Source organism: Sporolactobacillus sp. PKPK-6 (genome assembly GCF_056678885.1).
The window spans coordinates 63,288-81,592 of sequence record NZ_JBWXPA010000001.1; the positions used below are offsets into that span (position 1 = coordinate 63,288).

The following is an 18,305-nucleotide window of genomic DNA, read 5'->3' on the forward strand; positions in this document are numbered from 1 at the left end:
GTAACCTGTCAATAAAAAATGAATGATTCATGTAGTAATCGCTCTCAAAATGCTTGGAATTTCTCTATTGATCCGTATAAAAGAATTGCTCGTGGACAGAATGATAAGGATCATAGTGAGGAGGTTTTTTCATGAAGGCATTTTCTATGTGGATGGCTTGTGCCACGCTCCTTTTTGCGACTTTCGTTCCGTCGGCATCGGCATTTGCCAAAACGAAGGGAAACGCAGATACGGAGACTGGCAAACTTAAATCAGCAATCGTTATCGAGCAGGATACGGGGAAGATTCTATTTAAACAAAACGAAAATAAAGAGCTTCCGCCCGCGAGTATGACGAAGGTAATGACGCTTCTCCTAATTTTCAAGGCGCTGGAAAACCATCAAATTTCATTGAAAGATAAGGTGAATGTGAGTGAGCACGCGGCGTCTATGGGGGGATCTCAAGTTTTTCTTGAACCTGGTGAATCTATGACGGTGGACGAAATGCTGAGAGCAATTTGTATTGCCTCCGCAAATGATGCATCAGTTGCGATGGCAGAGCATATCTCAGGTTCTGAGAAAGCATTTGTGGCCCAAATGAACAAGGAAGCAAAGAAGCTTGGGATGACACACACACATTTTGTTAACCCTACCGGTCTTCCAACCGACAATCATTACACAACCGCTCATGATATGGCGGTGATGGCGCGGGCGCTTTTAATGTATCCTCAAGTGCTTCACTACACATCAAAATATGAAGATTACTTGAGAGAGAATACAGATAAGAAATTCTGGCTTGTAAATACGAATAAATTGATTAAAACGTATCCTGGTGCAGATGGCTTAAAAACCGGCTTCACGAATCAAGCAAAATATTGTCTGACGGCAACAGCAAAGCGGAACGGTATGCGTGTTGTAGCAGTGGTTATGGGCGCACCATCACCTAAGGAGCGAAATAAAGAAATTGCAGGTTTAATGGATCATGCCTTTGCTGCTTACGTAACGAAACCATTGTTAGATCAAAATAAAACGGTAGCGATGGCGAAAGTGAATAAAGGCGACCATGCACAAGTTCCGATCGTAACGCAGCATCCGGCTGTTCTGCTTTTGAAAAAAGGAGAAAGTACCAAAGGGCTGAAGAAATCAGTGAAAATAGATAAATCACTTCAGGCACCATTAAAATCAGGCACTGTTGTCGGACATTTTATTGTGAAAAAGAAGGGCAAAGTGATTGCCCAAACACCTCTAATGGTCAAGGACAATGTGAAGCGTGCATCGTGGTGGCAGTTATTTAAGAGAAGCGCCGGCACTATTATGACACATTGACGAAATGTAGCTTGATTCGTGACAATGATGATCTTGTTTTGTTGAATTTGCACTAGTTCTGTCGGCAGGCAGGAGTCAAAGAGAAAAAGAGAGAAAGTAGTATCATAAGTCATCAAGATTCGATGATGAGTCGATCGTAAAGGATCGGAATGAACTTGGAAAAGATACAATTTCCGTTCAGGGAGGGAGGAAGCAGCATTGAGTTTAAAAATGGATTTGGAAGTAAAGTACGGCGTGCTGTGTATCCGGCTTGAGGGTGAACTTGATCATCATACCGCAGATGAGTTGAGAGAAAAGGTAAACCATGTCATGGACGATGAACCGGTTCATCATATTTTGTTGAACCTTGGCAGACTCAGTTTTATGGATAGTTCAGGTCTTGGCGTGATTCTTGGCCGCTACAAGAGAATTTCCGGACTCGGGGGAGAAATGGTCGTTTGTTCCATTTCTCCAGCTGTACGACGCTTATTTGAGTTAAGTGGCATGTTTAAAATTATCCGTCTGGAAACGGATGAAGACTATGCGCTTCACACTCTGGGGGTGGCCTGAATGAGAAACGAGATGACATTAACGTTCTCAGCAGTCAGTGAAAATGAATCATTTGCTCGAGTGACGGTGGCTGCATTCGTTGCTCAATTGGATCCGACACTTGATGAATTGACAGAAATAAAAACGGTTGTCTCCGAAGCGGTAACGAATTGTATTATTCATGGCTATGAAAATAGTGGCGTGGGCAAGGTGATGATCAATGCTTCACTTGAAGATGGAGTTGTGACCGTAAACATTCATGATGACGGTGTGGGCATAAAAAATGTTGAACAGGCAAAGCAACCGCTTTTCACGACTAAACCTGAGCTTGAACGATCAGGGATGGGTTTCACAATCATGGAAAACTTTATGGATCACGTCACGATTGAAACGGAGGAAGGAAAGGGAACGACGATCATCATGACCAAGGAAATCGCCCGAAACCGAGCGGTATGCAAGTAGGGAGACATGCACATGGAGCTTGATCGCAAAACAGCGTCGAAAGAACCGTTGCTGGATGATGATGAAGTAAAGCGATTGATAAAGCAGAGTCAAGCAGGTGATCATGAAGCACGCGACCGCCTTGTTCAGAAGAACATGCGTCTTGTTTGGTCGGTAGTTCAGCGCTTTATTAATCGAGGATACGAACCAGATGACCTCTTCCAGATTGGCTGTATCGGATTGCTTAAATCTGTTGATAAATTCGACCTTTCCTATGATGTTCGGTTCTCTACCTATGCCGTGCCGATGATCATCGGCGAGATTCAGCGCTTTATACGCGATGACGGTGCGGTTAAAGTCAGCCGCTCATTGAAGGAAACAGGTATTAAAGTTCGGAAAAAAAAGGACATGTTATCAAAACAATTAGGCAGAAATCCGACAATTGGAGAACTCGCCGAAGCGATGGAGCTGTCGCCTGAAGACATTGTTCTGTCTCAAGAAGCGATTCGCGCACCGTCGTCAATTCATGAAACTGTTTTTGAAAACGATGGCGATCCAATCACTATTCTGGATCAAATTTCGGACAATGACAGTGGGAAGTGGTTTGACAAACTGGTTGTTCGAGAGGCAGTGGAACAGCTGAATGATCGTGAAAAACTGATTGTGTATCTGCGTTATTTTAAGGATCAAACGCAAACAGAGGTTGCGCAGCGTCTTGGTATTTCACAGGTACAAGTGTCGCGACTTGAAAAGAAAATTCTTGAAGAGATCAAAAGCCAGATGGCCGAGTAAACGGTCATCTGGCTTTTTTGTACAATGGTAAGCGGAATTCACCATAAACGGTCAGGCAAACGCGGCAGTTCCTTCATTTGCAACAAGACATGGAGAAAACCAATTTTCTTACATTGCTTGTCATTAATTAATTTTTATGGCTTCGTTAAAGGATAGTTTTTTTCATCTCCATCACCAATTCAATTAAGCCTGCATTTAAGCATAATTTCCCGAACTTGGCAAATACTAACCTTCAGCACAAATTTGGAGGGAGTATCTTCTTATGTTGAATGATCCCAAGAACTATAAAGAAAACGTCAAGGCCTATCAGCCTAAAATACCGTATTTTATGAATTGTTTAAAGGCCTTTTTGGTTGGCGGAATTATTTGCATAATCGGTCAAGGAATACAAACCTTTTATATGTATTTTTTCCACTTCTCAAAACAGACAGCAGGAAACCCGACAGTGGCGACACTCATACTAATAGCGGCGCTTATGACCGGATTCGGGGTTTACGACAAGATTGCAAGGTTCGCAGGTGCGGGAACGATCGTACCTGTTACCGGTTTTGCCAATTCAATTACAAGTAGTGCATTGGAGCATAAAAGTGAAGGCGTGGTACTTGGAATTGCAACGAATCTGTTTCAACTTGCAGGAGAAGTTATTGTATTCGGTGTTGTGTCAGCAGCGGTGCTTGGCATCATTCGGTTGTTCATTGAACATGCGTTCTAAGGAGGAGTGGTGAAGTGAGTAAGGTAAAAAAACAGACATGGAGATTTAATCATCCGATTTATTTAGCAGCTACAGGAACAGCTGTAGGTCCCTTAGAGGCAAGGGGACCATTATCAGGGAACTTTGATAAGGAGTACGAACATTTGGATTGCGGTGAAAAAACATGGGCAAAGTCGGAACGAGCGCTCATGCGACGAGCAATTTCTTTTTGCTTGGCGAAGGCCGGAAAAGCAGAAGGTGATATCGATTTGTTTTTAGCAGGTGATCTAATGGATCAAAGTGTGACGTCAAATTTTATAGCCCGCGAGAACCGAATTCCCTTTCTCGGTATGTTTGGAGCTTGCTCCACGTCAATGGAAACGTTAGCGACAAGCGCACAACTTGTCGATAGTGGCTTCGCAGATCATGTTTTGTGCGCGGTCAGCAGCCATAATGCAACTGCGGAGCGGCAATTTCGTTATCCCACAGAATATGGCGGCCCGACAAAATTGACACAAACCTTTACTGTAACTGGCGCAGGTGCAGCGATTGTTACCAAAGAACCTGGAAAAGTAAGGGTCCGAGAAGCGACAATAGGAAGAGTAATTGACTGGGGCATTGACGACGCGAGCAATCTTGGTACTGCAATGGCACCGGCTGCTGCAGATACTATTTGGAATCATTTTCAGGACACAGGTCGCAGCCCTGAGGATTATGACATGATCGTTACCGGTGATCTTTCCAGTGTCGGGTCTCCGATTCTTGATGAGATTCTTCTTGAAAAGGGTTTGGATATCACGAATGTTCATCAAGATTGCGGAACGATGGTTTATACATCGGATCAACCGGTAAATGCCGGGGGAAGTGGTTGTGCTTGCTCTGCCGTGGTTACTTATGGTTATTTGTGCAATCGGCTTGCTGAGGGATCATTGAGGCGCGTTCTTGTTGTTGCAACAGGTGCACTGCTCAATAGTTCGACCCCGAAAGAGAAAGAAACGATTCCATGCATTGCACATGCAGTCTTGCTTGAATCAGCAAAGGAGGAACAACTGTGATTTTTGTGTATGCATTTCTAGTCGGCGGTGCTATTTGTGTCGTCGGACAAATCTTAATGGATGTCTTCAAATTGACACCGGCTCACGTTGTCGCAACTTTTGTCGTTTTAGGCGCATTGCTCGATGTATTCGGTATTTATGACCATTTAATTGAATTTGCTGGTGCAGGAGCTACAGTTCCCATTACCAGTTTCGGTCATTCACTGCTGCACGGCGCCATGTCGGAGGGTCATGAACATGGCTATCTCGGTATTGCAATGGGGATTTTCAAGCTGACTTCGGCTGGTATAACATCGGCGATTTTATTTGGTTTTTTGATCGCTTTGTTTTTTAAACCAAAGGGTTGATCAGCAAGCATTATGGAGGAGTCATAATTATGGAAAATCAAAAACAACAGTTGCCAATTGATGAGAAAATTTCTGAAAATGCGGATACCATGCAGAAAACTCTTGATTTCGGACCACATAATTTTGATATTGGTTTAAGAGAAATCAGGTTGCTTGGTCGTGAATGCCGAATATATTATACAAACAGCTTAGTGGATTCCAGCATTCTCGTTGTGATGATGCGCGAATTTATGCGTTTCTCCAATGAAAACACAAAAAATGTTGATGTGTTTAAGGAAATCAAGCAGCATCTTGTCCACCAGCAGGTCGAAGAAATCAATACAATTAATGATGCTGTAGACAAAATGCTGACCGGACGAATAGTTGTGTTTATTGATGGTGAAACAAAAGCATTATGTATTGATTTGCGTCACTACCCCGGAAGGCAGCCGCAAGAGCCTGACGTGGAAAAGGTTGTACGCGGTTCTAAGGATGGATTCACAGAAAATATTATTGAAAATTCCGGCTTGATCAGAAGACGTATCAGGGATCCTCGTTTTCGTTGTGAACTAACACAAATCGGTGTGCGCTCAAAAACTGATGTGTGCCTTTGCTATTTGAAAGACGTGGCGAATCCAGGATTGATTAAAACGATTAGAAAAGAGTTAAAAGCTATAAACGTAGATGGTATACCGATGGCAGATAACGCGCTTGAAGAATTTATTTTAAAACAAGGATGGAATCCGTTTCCTCTTGTTCGTTATACCGGTCGCCCAGATGTGGCTGCTGTACATTTGCTTGAAGGTCATGTGGTGATCATTACCGATACATCACCAAGTGTTATGATTTTGCCGACGACGCTCTTTCACCATGTGCAGCATGCGGAAGAATATCGCCAAGTCACCGCTTCAGGCGCATTGCTTCGCTGGTTCCGTTTTATGGCGATTTTGGCGTCTGTTTTTCTTGTTCCATTATGGCTTCTGCTTGTTGAGGACCATTTGCTGCCTGATTTTCTCAATTTTATTGGTCCAAATAATAAGGACTTCAATGTCCCGTTACTGCTTCAAATCTTAATTGCTGAAGTGGGTATTGAAACATTGCGTCTAGCTGCCATTCATACACCAACCTCGTTATCCACAGCGCTTGGACTCATTGCAGCTGTGCTGGTTGGGCAAATTGCAATCGAAGCCGGAATTTTTGTCAATGAGGTCATTCTCTACACATGTGTGGCCGCAATAGGCGGATTTGCAACACCTAGTTATGAACTTCAATTAGCAAATAAAATGGTTCGAATCTTCTTAATCTTGTCTGTAGGACTATTTCACATACCAGGGTTTATGATCGCTACGACGCTGATCATCATTTATTTGTCGCATGTCATAAATTTGAATACGCCGTATCTTTGGCCGTTTATTCCATTCAATCCAACGGGGCTATATAATATTATGATTCGCCGTGCACTCCCAACATCGGTTGTGCGTCCGAGCATTGTGCGTCCTCTTGATAAATATCGCCAACCAGCTAAAGGCAAGACGAAGTAATCTTGTCTTCTCAAGTAAATCATGATACACTAGCACTAAAATTTTGAACGTATTCTTTTTTTGAAACAGCGCTGATGAGTTGAATGTGGCACGTTGCAGCGCAGTCATAAACTTATTGTTATAGTTAAAACTGATAGATGGGGAATCTTCAGGCTGATCGAGGATTTGTCTTTCGATGGGGGAGGTAATTCAGTGTTCGGAACACAGGCGATTAATGGCCGGGGACATTTATGCATAGGCGGTATCGATACGACCGTGCTTGCCAAAGAATACGGTACACCGCTCTATGTCTATGATACGGCATTGATTAAAAATAAGATAAATGAATTTAAGCAAGCATTTGCACGGCATGCCGGCTTAAGTTGGCAGATTGCCTATGCCAGCAAGGCATTTTCATCGATCGCTATGATTCAACTGATTGATGAACAGGGTCTTTCTTTGGATGTCGTATCTGGCGGAGAACTGTTTACTGCATTGAAGGCAGGCATGAATCCGAAGAGGATTCACTTTCATGGAAACAACAAATCGTATGCGGAACTAACTATGGCTTTAGACGCAAAAATCGGTGCCGTTATTGTAGATAATTTTTTTGAATTAGATCTTCTTGAAAAAATGTGCGCAGATCGCAATCAAGAGATGGATATCTTGCTCCGCGTTACGCCGGGCGTAGAGGCACATACACATGAATTCATCATGACGGGTCAGGACGACTCAAAATTTGGATTTAATTTGGATAATGGAATGGCAGAGCGAGCGGTGAAACAAGCACTTCAATCGCCGCATCTTAATCTGATAGGCATCCATTCTCATATAGGTTCTCAGATTTTTGAAACGGACGGATTTGCTGGTGCGATCAAAATAATGATGCAGCATGTTAGTGAATGGACGAAAAATTTTGCCTTCCAGCTTCAGGTACTCAATGTCGGCGGCGGGTTTGGTATCCATTATACGGATGGCGATCGTCCTCTGCCCATTGAGCGCTATATCGATACCATTGTGACTACCGCGGAGAAAGAATGCGCTGAACATAATTTATCAATGCCGTCGCTATGGGTTGAGCCCGGACGTTCGATTGTCGGTGAAGCAGGTACCACGCTGTATACAGTGGGTTCATCGAAAGACATTCCCGGTATACGCAAGTATTTGGCTGTTGACGGAGGCATGTCGGACAATATTAGGCCATCACTCTATCAAGCACAGTATCATGCAATCTGTGCAAATAAAGCCTCTGAAGCTGCTCAAAGCCAGGTTGCCCTCGCAGGGAAATGCTGCGAGTCCGGTGACGTTCTGATTAAGGAGGCATTTTTGCCGGAGTCATGTACAAGCGGCGATCTCATTGCCGTGTTTTCAACAGGGGCATATGGTTATTCCATGGCCAGTCATTATAATCGTATTTCAAATCCTGCAGTTGTATTCGTCGAAGACGGGGAAGCTTCGCTGGTTGTACGCCGAGAAACGTATGAGGACTTAATTCGTCAGGATATTGCACTCAAAGATTTATCGCGAAACAAGTGACTGCGAATAAAAGAATGGAATCAGTGGCGTATTACACGCCTTTTTCTTGCTTGTTCCATCGAATTGATGCACAGGTCTATTCTTTTGGTTATAATATAAAAAGTGAACAAAGTTCCTAAAGATTTTGTGAAGATTTCGTTATCTCATAGTTATGAGGGGTTCAAAATGCTGATTCGCTATAAGAAGAGTTATGAAAAGATAGCCATGGGTCTGCTGTCTTTTGTCCCGTCTGAGAAAGAGATAAAGCTGCTGCTGCAAACCATTAAACGTTATGAAGATGAAGAGAGCTGGCAGTTGTTCTTATGGAAAGATGATGAAGACATACTGGGCGTGATTGGAATTCAGATGATTTCCGACCAAGAAGCAGTTGTTGAGCATATTAGTGTCAATCCATCTTACCGTGCAGAAGGCGTTGGCAAGAAAATGATCCTGGCGCTGGGTAAAATGATTGGTGAACACGTTCAATTGACCCCTTCTCAGGCCATCAAGTCATATTTTGACAAATGCTTTGAAGAAGGTAATGAAAAGGAAACCAATTCATAAACTGGTTTCTTTTTTTTGCCTGCAGCACTAATGTTATAAGCTTGGCTTTTCACGAATGAATGATTATCTAGTGACAGACAACACAATCGTTTAACAAAGCCAAAGAAGAATTCACGGAATACATGTTCTGTGCTATGATTATGGCATTAAGTTTGGGATCAGGGGGATAAGGCTTGGAATACAAGGTGAAAATCGATGCTTTCGAAGGCCCTCTTGATTTGCTTCTGCATCTGATTAAAAAACTCGAAATTGATATCTATGATATACCAGTCGCTGAGATCACGGATCAGTATTTGGATTTTATTCATCATATGCAAAAACTTGAATTGAATATTGCCAGTGAGTACTTGCTGATGGCAGCAACATTAATTGCAATGAAGAGCAGGATGCTGCTGCCAAAGCCCGAGCTGTCAAATGATGAAGATGGTGATTCCTATGAGGATCCGGAAATGACACGTGAAACACTTATGCAGCAGCTTCTCGATTATCGTCGCTTTAAGGAAGCTGCGGAAACTTTAAAAGATAGTGAGAAGGAACGTCTGCAGCTGTTTGCTAAACCGCCGTCTGACCTTACTCGCTATGAGAATAATGATTTAACGACAATACCGCTGACGGGAAGAGCAACGGTGCATGATATGCTTCGTGCGTTTCGACGTTTAATGCTGAAGAAAAAGCTGGAGCAGCCGCTGAACATAAAAATTGACCGTCAGGTATTGCCGATTGGTCAGCAGATGAATTTGGTTTTGCAGAAATTAAAAGCATCGGATCACGGTTTATCCTTCCAATCCATTTTCTCTTATCCAGATCGGACGCACCTTATCGTTACTTTTCTTGCTCTGCTTGAACTGATGAAGATGAACGCCGTTACGTGCATGCAGAGTGAGAATTTCGATGATATATTGATTAATCTCGGAGAAGGAGCAGATGACTTTGAAGCCAGCGAAAATCCGTTCGATTATTGAGGGACTTCTTTATCTGACAGGAGAAGAAGGGTGTTTGATCGAACAAATAAATAAGGTACTTCCAGAATGCACCATTCAAGAAATAATGAATCACGTAGAACAAATGAAAAAAGATTATGAAGCAAATGAAGCAAGCGGATTGATGATCATAGATCAGCCGAATGGCTATCGTCTGACGACAAAACCATTTATGGCGAACTATACGGAATTATTTGCAGCCATACCGAAAACTGCACCGCTTTCTCAGGCAGCACTTGAAACGGTCGCAATTGTTGCATACAAACAACCGGTATCGCGTATAGATATCGAAGAAATACGCGGTGTTAAATCCGAACGGGCACTGCAGACGTTGGTAGTCAAAGGACTTATCAAAGAAGTTGGAAGGGCAGAGGGCAGTGGCCGTGCGATTCTTTATGGTATTACTCCAGTTTTTCTCGATTATTTCGGCCTGCATGATTTAAGTGAACTTCCGCCTCTTTCTGAAATGATGAAGCACCAGAATGAGCAGATTGACGCCTATGATTTATTCTATGATCATTATAAAGAAACGATTAAAGAATTGTAAAAAAGCCCGGATTTTTAACACCCATGTTCTCAACAGTCGGCTTATTTAGGGAGGTCGTCAATGATGTATGGACGCTTAAAAAACTATTGGCATCCATTTGTTGAAGAAAATCGCGGACAGATTATCGTTTTCGCCTTGTTTGCACCGGTACTTGTTGCTGTTCCTGCATTGACAGCAGTGACTATGATCCACGGAAGTTTTTTATCACTTCTTTTTCATTCTCTGCTTGAAGTTTTATTTCTTTCACTTTTTGCAGTTCTTCCATTGTTCCTGCTTTTGATTTCCACTGCTTGGCCACGGAGGACCACAGTCTTTTGGTGTGTCTTTTCAGGTGCATGTCTCATCCTATGGTTTATCATTTTCCAGGTTGTGAAGTTTTATAGTTGAACGAATAAAAATTCATATTCTGCTTGTCCCGGCATAACTTGTTACCAAGGGTGTCCAAAAAAATCCGGGAACAAGTGATTAATACAACAATCAATCTGGCCAGGCTCTCTTTGCCTGATCTTCCCGGTTCGTTTTGCCCCTTTAATATGAGTCCGATTTGGATCAGGACAGGGGATGAAAATTGTGGGGATCATGTTAAAGAGAGTTTTATTTTATCTTTTTTGTTTCATTTTTATTTTTGCCTTCTTCCCGCATCAATCAAAGGCTGCGGAACCCAAAGTATCCGCACAATCTGCTGTGCTTATGGACCAAACGTCTGGACGCGTTTTATTTAAGTACAACAGCAATGAGAAATTACCCATTGCCAGCATTACCAAGGTAATGACGGCAATTCTAGCCATTGAATCCGGCAAAATGAATAAGACCTTTACAGTGAGTCAAGAGGCGCTTCGTACAGAAGGATCGTCGATTTATTTGAAAGCCGGAGAGAAAATGAAGCTTAAAGATATGGTGTACGGGCTCATGCTTCGTTCAGGAAACGATGCATCACGTGCGATTGCTGAAGCAGTAGGCGGAAGCGAATCTGGTTTTGTTCTAATGATGAACGAAAAGGCACATGTTTTGGGCATGACTAATTCCCATTTTACCAATCCTAACGGCCTTGAAAATCCGGATCATTATTCAACCGCATATGACATGGCACTGCTCATGCGCTATGCAATGGACAATGCTCAATTTCGCAAGGTCGTCGGAACAAGAATTCATCGGGTTCCAGCTACAAATAAGGAAGTTGCTCGCGCATGGAAAAATAAAAATAAAATGCTTCGCTTGTATAAATATTCGACCGGGGGAAAAACAGGATTCACCAAAAAAGCGAGAAGAACACTGATTTCAACAGCGTCAAAGAATCATCTTAATTTAATTGCGGTCACCTTAAATGATGGTGATGATTGGCAGGATCATCAAGGTATGTTCGAGTGGGCCTTTGCACGCTACAAAGCAATTCAAGTCATAAAAAAAGGAAAACTGAACGCACATGTCCACACTTTTTATCAAAATAAACTCTATGTTCAGCGCTCTGTAACAGTACCTTTGACGAACAATGAAAAAAAACAATTAAAAAAGAATTTATTACTTATAAAGCCAAAGAAAGATAAACATTGGAAGCCTGCATCGCCTGCAGGACGATTGAATCTGTATGTGGAACAGAAGAAATTGGCTTCGCTGCCTGTCTATTATCATTCAAATTATAAGGAGAAGAAGGGATTTTGGTCGCGTTTTAGTGGCTTTCTTCATGCAATTGTCACTGGGGATGGGCGATGAGCCTATGATCAATATAATTTGGGTTGCCCTGTTTCTCATCGGTATGGGTTATGCTGCCGTTAATGGAACAATGGATGATGTTAATAAAGCATTGTTCACTTCAGCAAGCGATGCTGTGCAGATTTGTTTCGGCCTGATCAGTGTTTTGATTTTTTGGCTTGGATTAATGAAAATAGCAGAGAAATCAGGATTATTGGATAAGCTGAGTCATTTATTCAAGCCGGTGATGAAAAAGATTTTTCCTGAGGTACCCCCGGACCATCCTGCGATGGGCTACATCCTGTCAAATACCATTGCAAATATGTTTGGACTCGGAAATGCGGCGACACCAATGGGGATTAAAGCAATGGAGGAGCTCAAGCAGCTTAATAGAGGGAAGAAGACGCCAAGCCGATCCATGATCACGCTCCTTGCATTAAACACATCGGGATTGACATTAATTCCGACGACGGTGATTGCGATCCGTATGAAGTATGGGGCAGAAGTACCGACTGATATTGTTGGTCCGACTTTAATTGCTACGTGTTGCACAACTGCAGCCGCTCTCTGTATTGACCGCTATTTCTATCATCGGAGGAAGCGAAAGGGGAGAAAATGATGGGGCTAATCACAACGTTTTCAACCTGGCTTGTTCCTTGTCTGATCGCGATTGTTTTGCTCTATGGGACGTTTAAGAAAGTTCCCTCATATGATGCTTTTGTTGAAGGAGGGAAAGAAGGCTTCTCCCTAGCCATATCGGTGATGCCATTTTTGGTTGGAATGCTGGTGGCCATCAGTGTGTTTCGTGCTTCTGGTGCTATGGAAGCGTTGATCCATCTTATTGCGCCACTGCTTTCGGCTGTCGGAATGCCGCCGCAAGTCCTTCCGCTTGCCTTGATGCGCCCTCTATCAGGAACAGGTGCTCTAGGACTAATGGCTGATCTTATTCATACTTATGGTGCTGATTCCTTTATCGGACGTCTGGCTTCTGTGATGCAAGGGAGTACGGATACGACTTTTTATGTCGTTACGGTTTATTTTGGCGCAGTGGGTATTCATCAAATAGGAGATGCACTTAAAGTCGGGCTGCTGGCGGATCTTGTCGGTGTCATTTGTGCTGTATGGATCGTAACTTTAATGTTTGGCTGAGATTATGAATGAGTGAGTGCGTTGAACTCCGACGGCTCTTTTCTTTTGTCTTGAATGTGAATGGAAAGTGAATAAATGATGAAACTTGAGAAAACATTTTCTTCGCGTTATGATGTTTCTGAGGTGGAAGGATGGAACGATTACAAAAAGTTATTGCCCAAGCAGGTGTCGCATCGCGGCGCAAAGCGGAACAACTGATAGTAGAAGGTAAAGTGCAAGTCAATGGAGATACCATTACGGAACTTGGCACAAAGGTATCGGTAAACGATAAGGTGACCGTTAATGGTGTACCGCTTGACAAGGAACGACTTGTCTATTTTTTATTTTACAAACCGACCGGTGTGATCACGACCGTAAAGGATGACCGCAATCGGACCACGGTTGTTGATTTTTTTAAACAGGTGCCTGAACGTATTTTTCCAGTAGGCAGATTGGATTATGATACATCAGGGGCTCTTTTAATGACGAATGACGGTGAGCTCGCAAACAAATTAATGCACCCAAGTTTTGAATTTGATAAGACGTACATAGCTCATGTCAATCCAATCCCGACTAATGATCAATTACGTCAACTCGCTTCAGGAATTCGCCTGGAGGACGGCATGACCGCGAAGGCTCGCGTTCAGTTGCTTGCTTCCGATAAAGAGAACGGGACAGCCTCGGTTCAGCTCACGATACATGAGGGGAGAAACCGTCAAATTCGCCGCATGTTCTCTGCACTGCATCTTCATGTTCGCAAATTGAAGCGTGAACGTTACGGATTTCTTGGATTGACTGGATTGCATCCGGGTGAAAGCCGCGCATTAAAACCGCATGAAGTGAAAACATTAATGCATATAACGCGACATTCATAAATAATACTGTATTTTTTAAAGAAATTGTTTAAAATAAGACATAGGATTGACACAAATACAACATAGTTAGCTTTTGTATTTTAAAAAAATTTTTTGAAATATTTATCGGACAACGTATTGTGTTGTTTATCTAGAGGGGTTGCCTCATAAATACCATTTCTGAGGTTAGCGAGCGATAAAGAAAAGAGATAAGGATTTGGGTGGAAAAGGGAGGATCTGAATGGAAGAGAAGGAAGCGGCGATTCTGCTTGTTGATGATGAAGAGAGAATCCGTAAGCTTTTAAAAATGTATCTTGAACGTGAGAACTATGTAATTGATGAAGCGGGAGACGGAGAAACAGCGCTTCAAAAAGCATTGGACAAAGACTATGATCTAATTCTTCTTGATCTCATGCTGCCAGGAATGGATGGCGAAGAGGTGTGCGAGAAACTGCGCGAATATAAAGCCACACCGGTGATTATGCTGACCGCAAAAGGCGAAGAAGCAAATCGAGTTCAAGGGTTTGAAGTCGGTACAGATGATTACATTGTCAAACCGTTTAGTCCGCGAGAGGTTGTACTTCGAGTAAAGGCCTTATTGCGTCGCTCCTCAAAAACGAAATTTTTGGAGACGGAAACGACAGCGACAAACGTGATTGTATTTCCTCACCTAATGATTGATCATGACGCGCATCGTGTAAAGGTTGATCAACATGAAGTGAATTTGACACCTAAGGAATACGAGCTTCTCTATTACCTTGCACAAAATCCAGATAAAGTTTTTTCAAGAGAACAGTTGCTTAAGGACGTTTGGAATTACGAGTTCTTCGGTGATCTTAGAACTGTGGATACGCATGTGAAGCGATTGCGAGAAAAACTGAATAAGGTTTCTGAAAAAGCAGCAGAAATGATTATAACTGTATGGGGTGTCGGCTATAAAATTGAGGTCGATTCTGCAACATGATTTGGCGTAGTATTATCGGCAAACTTTGGGCAACCATCATAGCGATTGTTACAATCGTACTTCTGTTCTTGACTTTGTTTTTATTACAATTCTTTGAAAACAGTAATATTCAGCAAGCGGAACAGCAAATGGAAAAAATCGGTGTAAAGTCAGCGCATTTACTCGCAAGTCCATCGGGCCTCTCTGTTAATGAGACACTCAAATCAATAGATGATATTGCGGATGTATATAATGCGGGCTATGTACTGATTATGAATGATCAGGTGCGCAGCGGTCCTAAGGGGAGCTCCAACCCTGATTTGACGCGCAGTTTTTTTGAAAAGGATGCAGTATTGAAGGCTGCCCTCAATGGAAAGAAAACAGTGAGCAAAGTTGGTTCTTTTCAGGTACAAAAGGGGAATAAAAAGGTAAGCCGACGTTTGCTGATTGTCGGTGTCCCGATACAAAAAGATGCGAGCGTTCATGGAGCTGTATATATTATTCAGCCTGTTCAGATTGCGCAAAGCGCACTGGATCAATCAAGAAAGCTGATTTTTATTTGTGCCGGATTTTCTATCCTGCTGACTACATTTTTTGCCTTTTTTCTCTCAACACGAATCGGCTCTCCGTTGCGAAAGATGAGGAAAGCGGCACTGCAAGTTGCGCTCGGAAATTTTGATATCAATGTTCCCGTGATCACGCGTGATGAAGTCGGCGATCTGGCTGTTGCTTTTAATAATATGAGAAAAAAACTGAAAATGAATTTGAATGCACTGAATCAGGAAAAAGAGCAGCTTTCCGGAATTTTGCAGAACATGGCAGATGGTGTTCTCTTAATGAACATGAATGCCCAAATAGCTGCCAGTAACCCGCCAGCAGATCATTTTATTTATTCTTGGAACTATGAACACAACATAGATCCAAATGAAAGGAATACCCCGGATCTTTTAAAGGTACTATTTCTCGATGTAGCTGAAGACGGTGCACAAAAAGTACGAGAACTAGGCGTCCAGGGACGTGTTTGGGTAGTGATTATGAAGCCCCTCTATGATAAAGAAAAAATACGAGGTGCTGTGGCTGTACTGCGCGATATGACCGAGGAAAGACATAATGATCAAATGATTAAAAGTTTTGTAGCCAATGTGAGTCATGAATTGAGAACACCGATCGCGATGATGCAGGGTTACAGTGAAGCGATCATTGATGATATTGCTGAAAGTGCTCAAGAAAAAAAAGATATGGCACAAATCATACTGGATGAATCGAAGCGAATGGGCCGTTTGGTTAATGAGTTGCTCGATTTAGCTAAGCTTGAGACTGGGCACTTTCAACTTGTTCGCCGTGAAATCTCGCTTGATGAATTTTTTCAACATATTATTGTGAAATTCAACAAAATAGCAAAAGACACAGGGATTCAAATGAAATCCGAATTATCAGAAGTCAACGGTCAATCATTTTTATTGGATCCTGATCGTGTGGAGCAGGTTATGACGAATCTCATTGACAATGCGGTGCGGCACACAAGAAAAGGCGGCACGGTATGTGTTGCAGCGCGTATCGAGAATGATTTACTTTATGTCTTTGTTCGTGATTCCGGAGTAGGTATTGCCAAAGAAGATATCCCATTCGTTTTTGAGCGCTTTTATAAAGCAGATAAAGCGAGAACAAGAGGAAAGGCCGGCACTGGACTGGGTCTGGCCATCGCAAAGCATATTGTTGAGGCGCATGGCGGAGAAATAAGCGTTAACAGCATAAAGGGAGAAGGAACCACATTTCAATTTACGCTGAGACGTGATCATGTTTAATTAGTTGATCTTAAGCAATGGCATGCTCTAATAACAATCAATGATAAAAAGAGGGTTGAAGCAGTTTGTTTGCTTCAACCCTCTTTTTATATGCATGAACATTGATCAGATGGTTAAATGCCGACAGCATGATCGGGCTTTCCGTTAAATGGAGCATCTGATATGCGGATAGACTCCGTCGGGCAACCTTCATAAGCATCGACCAGATCTTCAAGTAATTCTTCAGGAACAGCTGTGTTCCCCTTGTTGTCATCAAGAAGTGCAAAGGCAATTCCTTCATCATCGTAATCATACAGATCAGGCGCAGTTGCCGCACATGCGCCACAAGCAATACATGTTTCTTTATCTACAATTGTATATTTTTCAGCCATCGTCATTTTCCTTTCCATAACAATTTCAACGATTTACTATATCACTTTTATTTTAATGAAGCAGCTGAATCTTTTCAATAGAATTCATCGATTGAATTAATGAACATTTGTCGAAACATGTCTTGGAAAAGGGTAAAATAAAAGGAAACAAAACATGACAGAAAAAGTACGAATTGGGGATGATGCCCTCATGTTCAGCGAAACACTTCTTCTATTCCTAATCAAGCAGTTTAACGGGGAAAGGACCCTATCAGGAATATACCATTTATTAAAAGGCAAAAAATCGTCTCAAAGCATACAGGACAGTTTTCTGTTTCGGGTGGAGCCGTTTTATCATCTATGTGATGATCTGGAACGTCAATCGTTTCAAAAATTAATCGAGCATCTGGGCGATCATGAGTGGATAAAATATATGAACTCAGAACAGACGCGCGTCATCCTCACTGAAAAGGGAATGGATAAGCTAAGCATGTTCAAAATTGAACGTATGATTCCGGATGGGTTGAGGATAACAAATTACGTCACGACTGAAAAGCAATTCTGGCTAAGACTGCAATTGCTCATTCAAACGCTATCGGCACTTCGTTATCAACAGACCGCTTTCTTGCCAATTACGAAGTTTCCGGCAGTGACAGAGGCAGTTCGCCGCATAATAATGGAAAGTTCACTAAGCCGCAATCAATTAGTTCATCAATTTTATCAAGAAATTCGCCGATTATTGACGAGTATCCCCATCCTCGAAGCGAATATATTTGCATCTCAGTTTTCCGGATATCATATGACAGGACTTACTTTGAGACAAATTTCCGATGAATCCGGGAAGGATCTGTTTGAATGCCGAACCTTTTTTAAGGCGGCGCTCAGAAGAATCATGCAGGAACTATCAAAAAATAAATCACGCTACCCTTTTACTGCTTTATTAATGAGCCCTGGAGTGAGCGGACTTTCAACTACTGCCGGAGTGTCACTTCGTTTCTTGAAATCTGGATTGTCAGCACAGGAAGCGGCTCATCGTAGAAATTTGTCCATCGGAACAATTGAAGATCACTTAGTAGAAATTGCATTGAAAGATCCAACATTTGACTTGTCCGAATATCTTACCGATGAGCTGGAGCATCGCATAATGGATCATGCAAACCGTTTAAACACACGTCAACTTAAAACGATTAAAAAAGCTCTTCAAGAAGGTGTTTCCTATTTCCAAATCCGCCTGGCTCTTGCAAAAAATACGGTTCGATAAAGGAGAGGAACA

Annotated in this window: 21 protein-coding genes; 20 read left to right on the forward strand and 1 reads right to left on the reverse strand. The window is 42.3% G+C overall.

The window, feature by feature from the left end:
* Positions 1 to 131 precede the first annotated feature (131 nt).
* The 19 genes from AC1MBV_RS00335 to AC1MBV_RS00425 all read left to right on the forward strand — a co-directional run bounded on the left by AC1MBV_RS00335 (position 132) and on the right by AC1MBV_RS00425 (position 16,682).
* Complete coding sequence (locus AC1MBV_RS00335; RefSeq protein WP_480947318.1) at positions 132 to 1,304, forward strand: D-alanyl-D-alanine carboxypeptidase family protein; 1,173 nt, start codon at positions 132 to 134, stop codon at positions 1,302 to 1,304.
* A 198-nt stretch (positions 1,305 to 1,502) separates the two neighbouring features.
* On the forward strand, positions 1,503 to 1,853 hold the full coding sequence (gene spoIIAA / locus AC1MBV_RS00340) for an anti-sigma F factor antagonist (RefSeq protein ID WP_253062812.1): 351 nt from the start codon (positions 1,503 to 1,505) through the stop codon (positions 1,851 to 1,853).
* Positions 1,854 to 2,294 (forward strand): anti-sigma F factor, encoded by a 441-nt coding sequence (gene spoIIAB, locus AC1MBV_RS00345; RefSeq protein WP_255748032.1) that lies wholly within the window; start codon positions 1,854 to 1,856, stop codon positions 2,292 to 2,294.
* A gap of 12 nt (positions 2,295 to 2,306) precedes the next feature.
* Entirely contained in the window at positions 2,307 to 3,065 is a 759-nt protein-coding gene (gene sigF, locus AC1MBV_RS00350) for an RNA polymerase sporulation sigma factor SigF (protein ID WP_255748033.1), read from the forward strand.
* 262 nt (positions 3,066 to 3,327) lie between these two features.
* The gene (gene spoVAC, locus AC1MBV_RS00355; protein ID WP_255748034.1) at positions 3,328 to 3,777 is read left to right on the forward strand and encodes a stage V sporulation protein AC; all 450 of its coding nucleotides are present in this window, start codon (positions 3,328 to 3,330) and stop codon (positions 3,775 to 3,777) included.
* A gap of 14 nt (positions 3,778 to 3,791) precedes the next feature.
* A complete protein-coding gene (gene spoVAD, locus AC1MBV_RS00360; protein WP_255748036.1) occupies positions 3,792 to 4,811 on the forward strand; it encodes a stage V sporulation protein AD in 1,020 nt (339 codons plus the stop codon).
* Positions 4,808 to 5,158 carry a stage V sporulation protein AE gene (gene spoVAE, locus AC1MBV_RS00365; protein WP_255748038.1) on the forward strand — a complete coding sequence of 117 codons (351 nt, stop codon included), beginning with the start codon at positions 4,808 to 4,810 and terminating at the stop codon, positions 5,156 to 5,158. The genes spoVAD and spoVAE overlap by 4 nt, the downstream gene beginning before the upstream one ends.
* A 29-nt stretch (positions 5,159 to 5,187) precedes the next feature.
* Positions 5,188 to 6,678: a spore germination protein gene (locus AC1MBV_RS00370; protein WP_304654828.1), complete on the forward strand. Its 1,491-nt coding sequence runs from the start codon at positions 5,188 to 5,190 to the stop codon at positions 6,676 to 6,678.
* Positions 6,679 to 6,870: 192 nt separating this feature from the next.
* On the forward strand, positions 6,871 to 8,193 hold the full coding sequence (gene lysA / locus AC1MBV_RS00375) for a diaminopimelate decarboxylase (RefSeq protein ID WP_255748040.1): 1,323 nt from the start codon (positions 6,871 to 6,873) through the stop codon (positions 8,191 to 8,193).
* A 165-nt stretch (positions 8,194 to 8,358) separates the two neighbouring features.
* The gene (locus AC1MBV_RS00380; protein WP_255748042.1) at positions 8,359 to 8,736 is read left to right on the forward strand and encodes a GNAT family N-acetyltransferase; all 378 of its coding nucleotides are present in this window, start codon (positions 8,359 to 8,361) and stop codon (positions 8,734 to 8,736) included.
* A 173-nt stretch (positions 8,737 to 8,909) separates the two neighbouring features.
* Positions 8,910 to 9,698, forward strand: coding sequence for a segregation/condensation protein A (locus tag AC1MBV_RS00385; RefSeq protein ID WP_480947319.1), 789 nt, complete (start codon positions 8,910 to 8,912; stop codon positions 9,696 to 9,698).
* Entirely contained in the window at positions 9,661 to 10,263 is a 603-nt protein-coding gene (gene scpB / locus AC1MBV_RS00390; RefSeq protein ID WP_255748046.1) for an SMC-Scp complex subunit ScpB, read from the forward strand. The genes AC1MBV_RS00385 and scpB overlap by 38 nt, the downstream gene beginning before the upstream one ends.
* A 63-nt stretch (positions 10,264 to 10,326) precedes the next feature.
* The gene (locus AC1MBV_RS00395) at positions 10,327 to 10,650 is read left to right on the forward strand and encodes a hypothetical protein (protein WP_255748048.1); all 324 of its coding nucleotides are present in this window, start codon (positions 10,327 to 10,329) and stop codon (positions 10,648 to 10,650) included.
* Positions 10,651 to 10,842: 192 nt separating this feature from the next.
* A complete protein-coding gene (locus tag AC1MBV_RS00400; RefSeq protein WP_255748182.1) occupies positions 10,843 to 11,973 on the forward strand; it encodes a D-alanyl-D-alanine carboxypeptidase family protein in 1,131 nt (376 codons plus the stop codon).
* 4 nt (positions 11,974 to 11,977) lie between these two features.
* Positions 11,978 to 12,571, forward strand: a complete 594-nt coding sequence (locus tag AC1MBV_RS00405) for a nucleoside recognition domain-containing protein (protein ID WP_255748050.1) — start codon at positions 11,978 to 11,980, stop codon at positions 12,569 to 12,571.
* The gene (locus AC1MBV_RS00410; RefSeq protein WP_255748051.1) at positions 12,571 to 13,101 is read left to right on the forward strand and encodes a spore maturation protein; all 531 of its coding nucleotides are present in this window, start codon (positions 12,571 to 12,573) and stop codon (positions 13,099 to 13,101) included. Before AC1MBV_RS00405 ends, AC1MBV_RS00410 begins: the two co-directional genes overlap by 1 nt.
* A gap of 131 nt (positions 13,102 to 13,232) precedes the next feature.
* Entirely contained in the window at positions 13,233 to 13,955 is a 723-nt protein-coding gene (locus tag AC1MBV_RS00415) for a pseudouridine synthase (RefSeq protein WP_255748052.1), read from the forward strand.
* 220 nt (positions 13,956 to 14,175) lie between these two features.
* Positions 14,176 to 14,898: a response regulator transcription factor gene (locus AC1MBV_RS00420; RefSeq protein WP_255748053.1), complete on the forward strand. Its 723-nt coding sequence runs from the start codon at positions 14,176 to 14,178 to the stop codon at positions 14,896 to 14,898.
* A complete protein-coding gene (locus AC1MBV_RS00425) occupies positions 14,895 to 16,682 on the forward strand; it encodes an ATP-binding protein (RefSeq protein WP_255748054.1) in 1,788 nt (595 codons plus the stop codon). Before AC1MBV_RS00420 ends, AC1MBV_RS00425 begins: the two co-directional genes overlap by 4 nt.
* Before the next feature lie 113 nt (positions 16,683 to 16,795).
* Here AC1MBV_RS00425 and AC1MBV_RS00430 read toward each other — a convergent pair whose 3' ends face one another.
* The gene (locus AC1MBV_RS00430) at positions 16,796 to 17,053 is read right to left on the reverse strand and encodes a ferredoxin (protein WP_255748055.1); all 258 of its coding nucleotides are present in this window, start codon (positions 17,051 to 17,053) and stop codon (positions 16,796 to 16,798) included.
* A 154-nt stretch (positions 17,054 to 17,207) separates the two neighbouring features.
* Here AC1MBV_RS00430 and AC1MBV_RS00435 point away from each other — a divergent pair, with 154 nt between their 5' ends.
* A complete protein-coding gene (locus AC1MBV_RS00435; protein WP_480947320.1) occupies positions 17,208 to 18,293 on the forward strand; it encodes a YpbB family protein in 1,086 nt (361 codons plus the stop codon).
* Positions 18,294 to 18,305 lie beyond the last annotated feature (12 nt).

What these genes read in the sequence shown, in the direction of transcription:
- AC1MBV_RS00410 (WP_255748051.1), top strand. Translation starts at nt 12,571, where the DNA reads ATGGGGCTAATCACAACGTTTTCAACCTGGCTTGTTCCTTGTCTGATC.
- AC1MBV_RS00380 (WP_255748042.1), top strand. Translation starts at nt 8,359, where the DNA reads ATGCTGATTCGCTATAAGAAGAGTTATGAAAAGATAGCCATGGGTCTG.
- scpB (WP_255748046.1), top strand. Translation starts at nt 9,661, where the DNA reads ATGACTTTGAAGCCAGCGAAAATCCGTTCGATTATTGAGGGACTTCTT.
- AC1MBV_RS00400 (WP_255748182.1), top strand. Translation starts at nt 10,843, where the DNA reads ATGTTAAAGAGAGTTTTATTTTATCTTTTTTGTTTCATTTTTATTTTT.
- spoVAC (WP_255748034.1), top strand. Translation starts at nt 3,328, where the DNA reads ATGTTGAATGATCCCAAGAACTATAAAGAAAACGTCAAGGCCTATCAG.
- AC1MBV_RS00425 (WP_255748054.1), top strand. Translation starts at nt 14,895, where the DNA reads ATGATTTGGCGTAGTATTATCGGCAAACTTTGGGCAACCATCATAGCG.
- sigF (WP_255748033.1), top strand. Translation starts at nt 2,307, where the DNA reads ATGGAGCTTGATCGCAAAACAGCGTCGAAAGAACCGTTGCTGGATGAT.
- AC1MBV_RS00420 (WP_255748053.1), top strand. Translation starts at nt 14,176, where the DNA reads ATGGAAGAGAAGGAAGCGGCGATTCTGCTTGTTGATGATGAAGAGAGA.
- AC1MBV_RS00430 (WP_255748055.1), bottom strand. Translation starts at nt 17,053, where the DNA reads ATGGCTGAAAAATATACAATTGTAGATAAAGAAACATGTATTGCTTGT.
- AC1MBV_RS00370 (WP_304654828.1), top strand. Translation starts at nt 5,188, where the DNA reads ATGGAAAATCAAAAACAACAGTTGCCAATTGATGAGAAAATTTCTGAA.
- AC1MBV_RS00335 (WP_480947318.1), top strand. Translation starts at nt 132, where the DNA reads ATGAAGGCATTTTCTATGTGGATGGCTTGTGCCACGCTCCTTTTTGCG.
- AC1MBV_RS00415 (WP_255748052.1), top strand. Translation starts at nt 13,233, where the DNA reads ATGGAACGATTACAAAAAGTTATTGCCCAAGCAGGTGTCGCATCGCGG.
- AC1MBV_RS00395 (WP_255748048.1), top strand. Translation starts at nt 10,327, where the DNA reads ATGTATGGACGCTTAAAAAACTATTGGCATCCATTTGTTGAAGAAAAT.
- AC1MBV_RS00435 (WP_480947320.1), top strand. Translation starts at nt 17,208, where the DNA reads ATGACAGAAAAAGTACGAATTGGGGATGATGCCCTCATGTTCAGCGAA.
- AC1MBV_RS00405 (WP_255748050.1), top strand. Translation starts at nt 11,978, where the DNA reads ATGATCAATATAATTTGGGTTGCCCTGTTTCTCATCGGTATGGGTTAT.
- spoIIAB (WP_255748032.1), top strand. Translation starts at nt 1,854, where the DNA reads ATGAGAAACGAGATGACATTAACGTTCTCAGCAGTCAGTGAAAATGAA.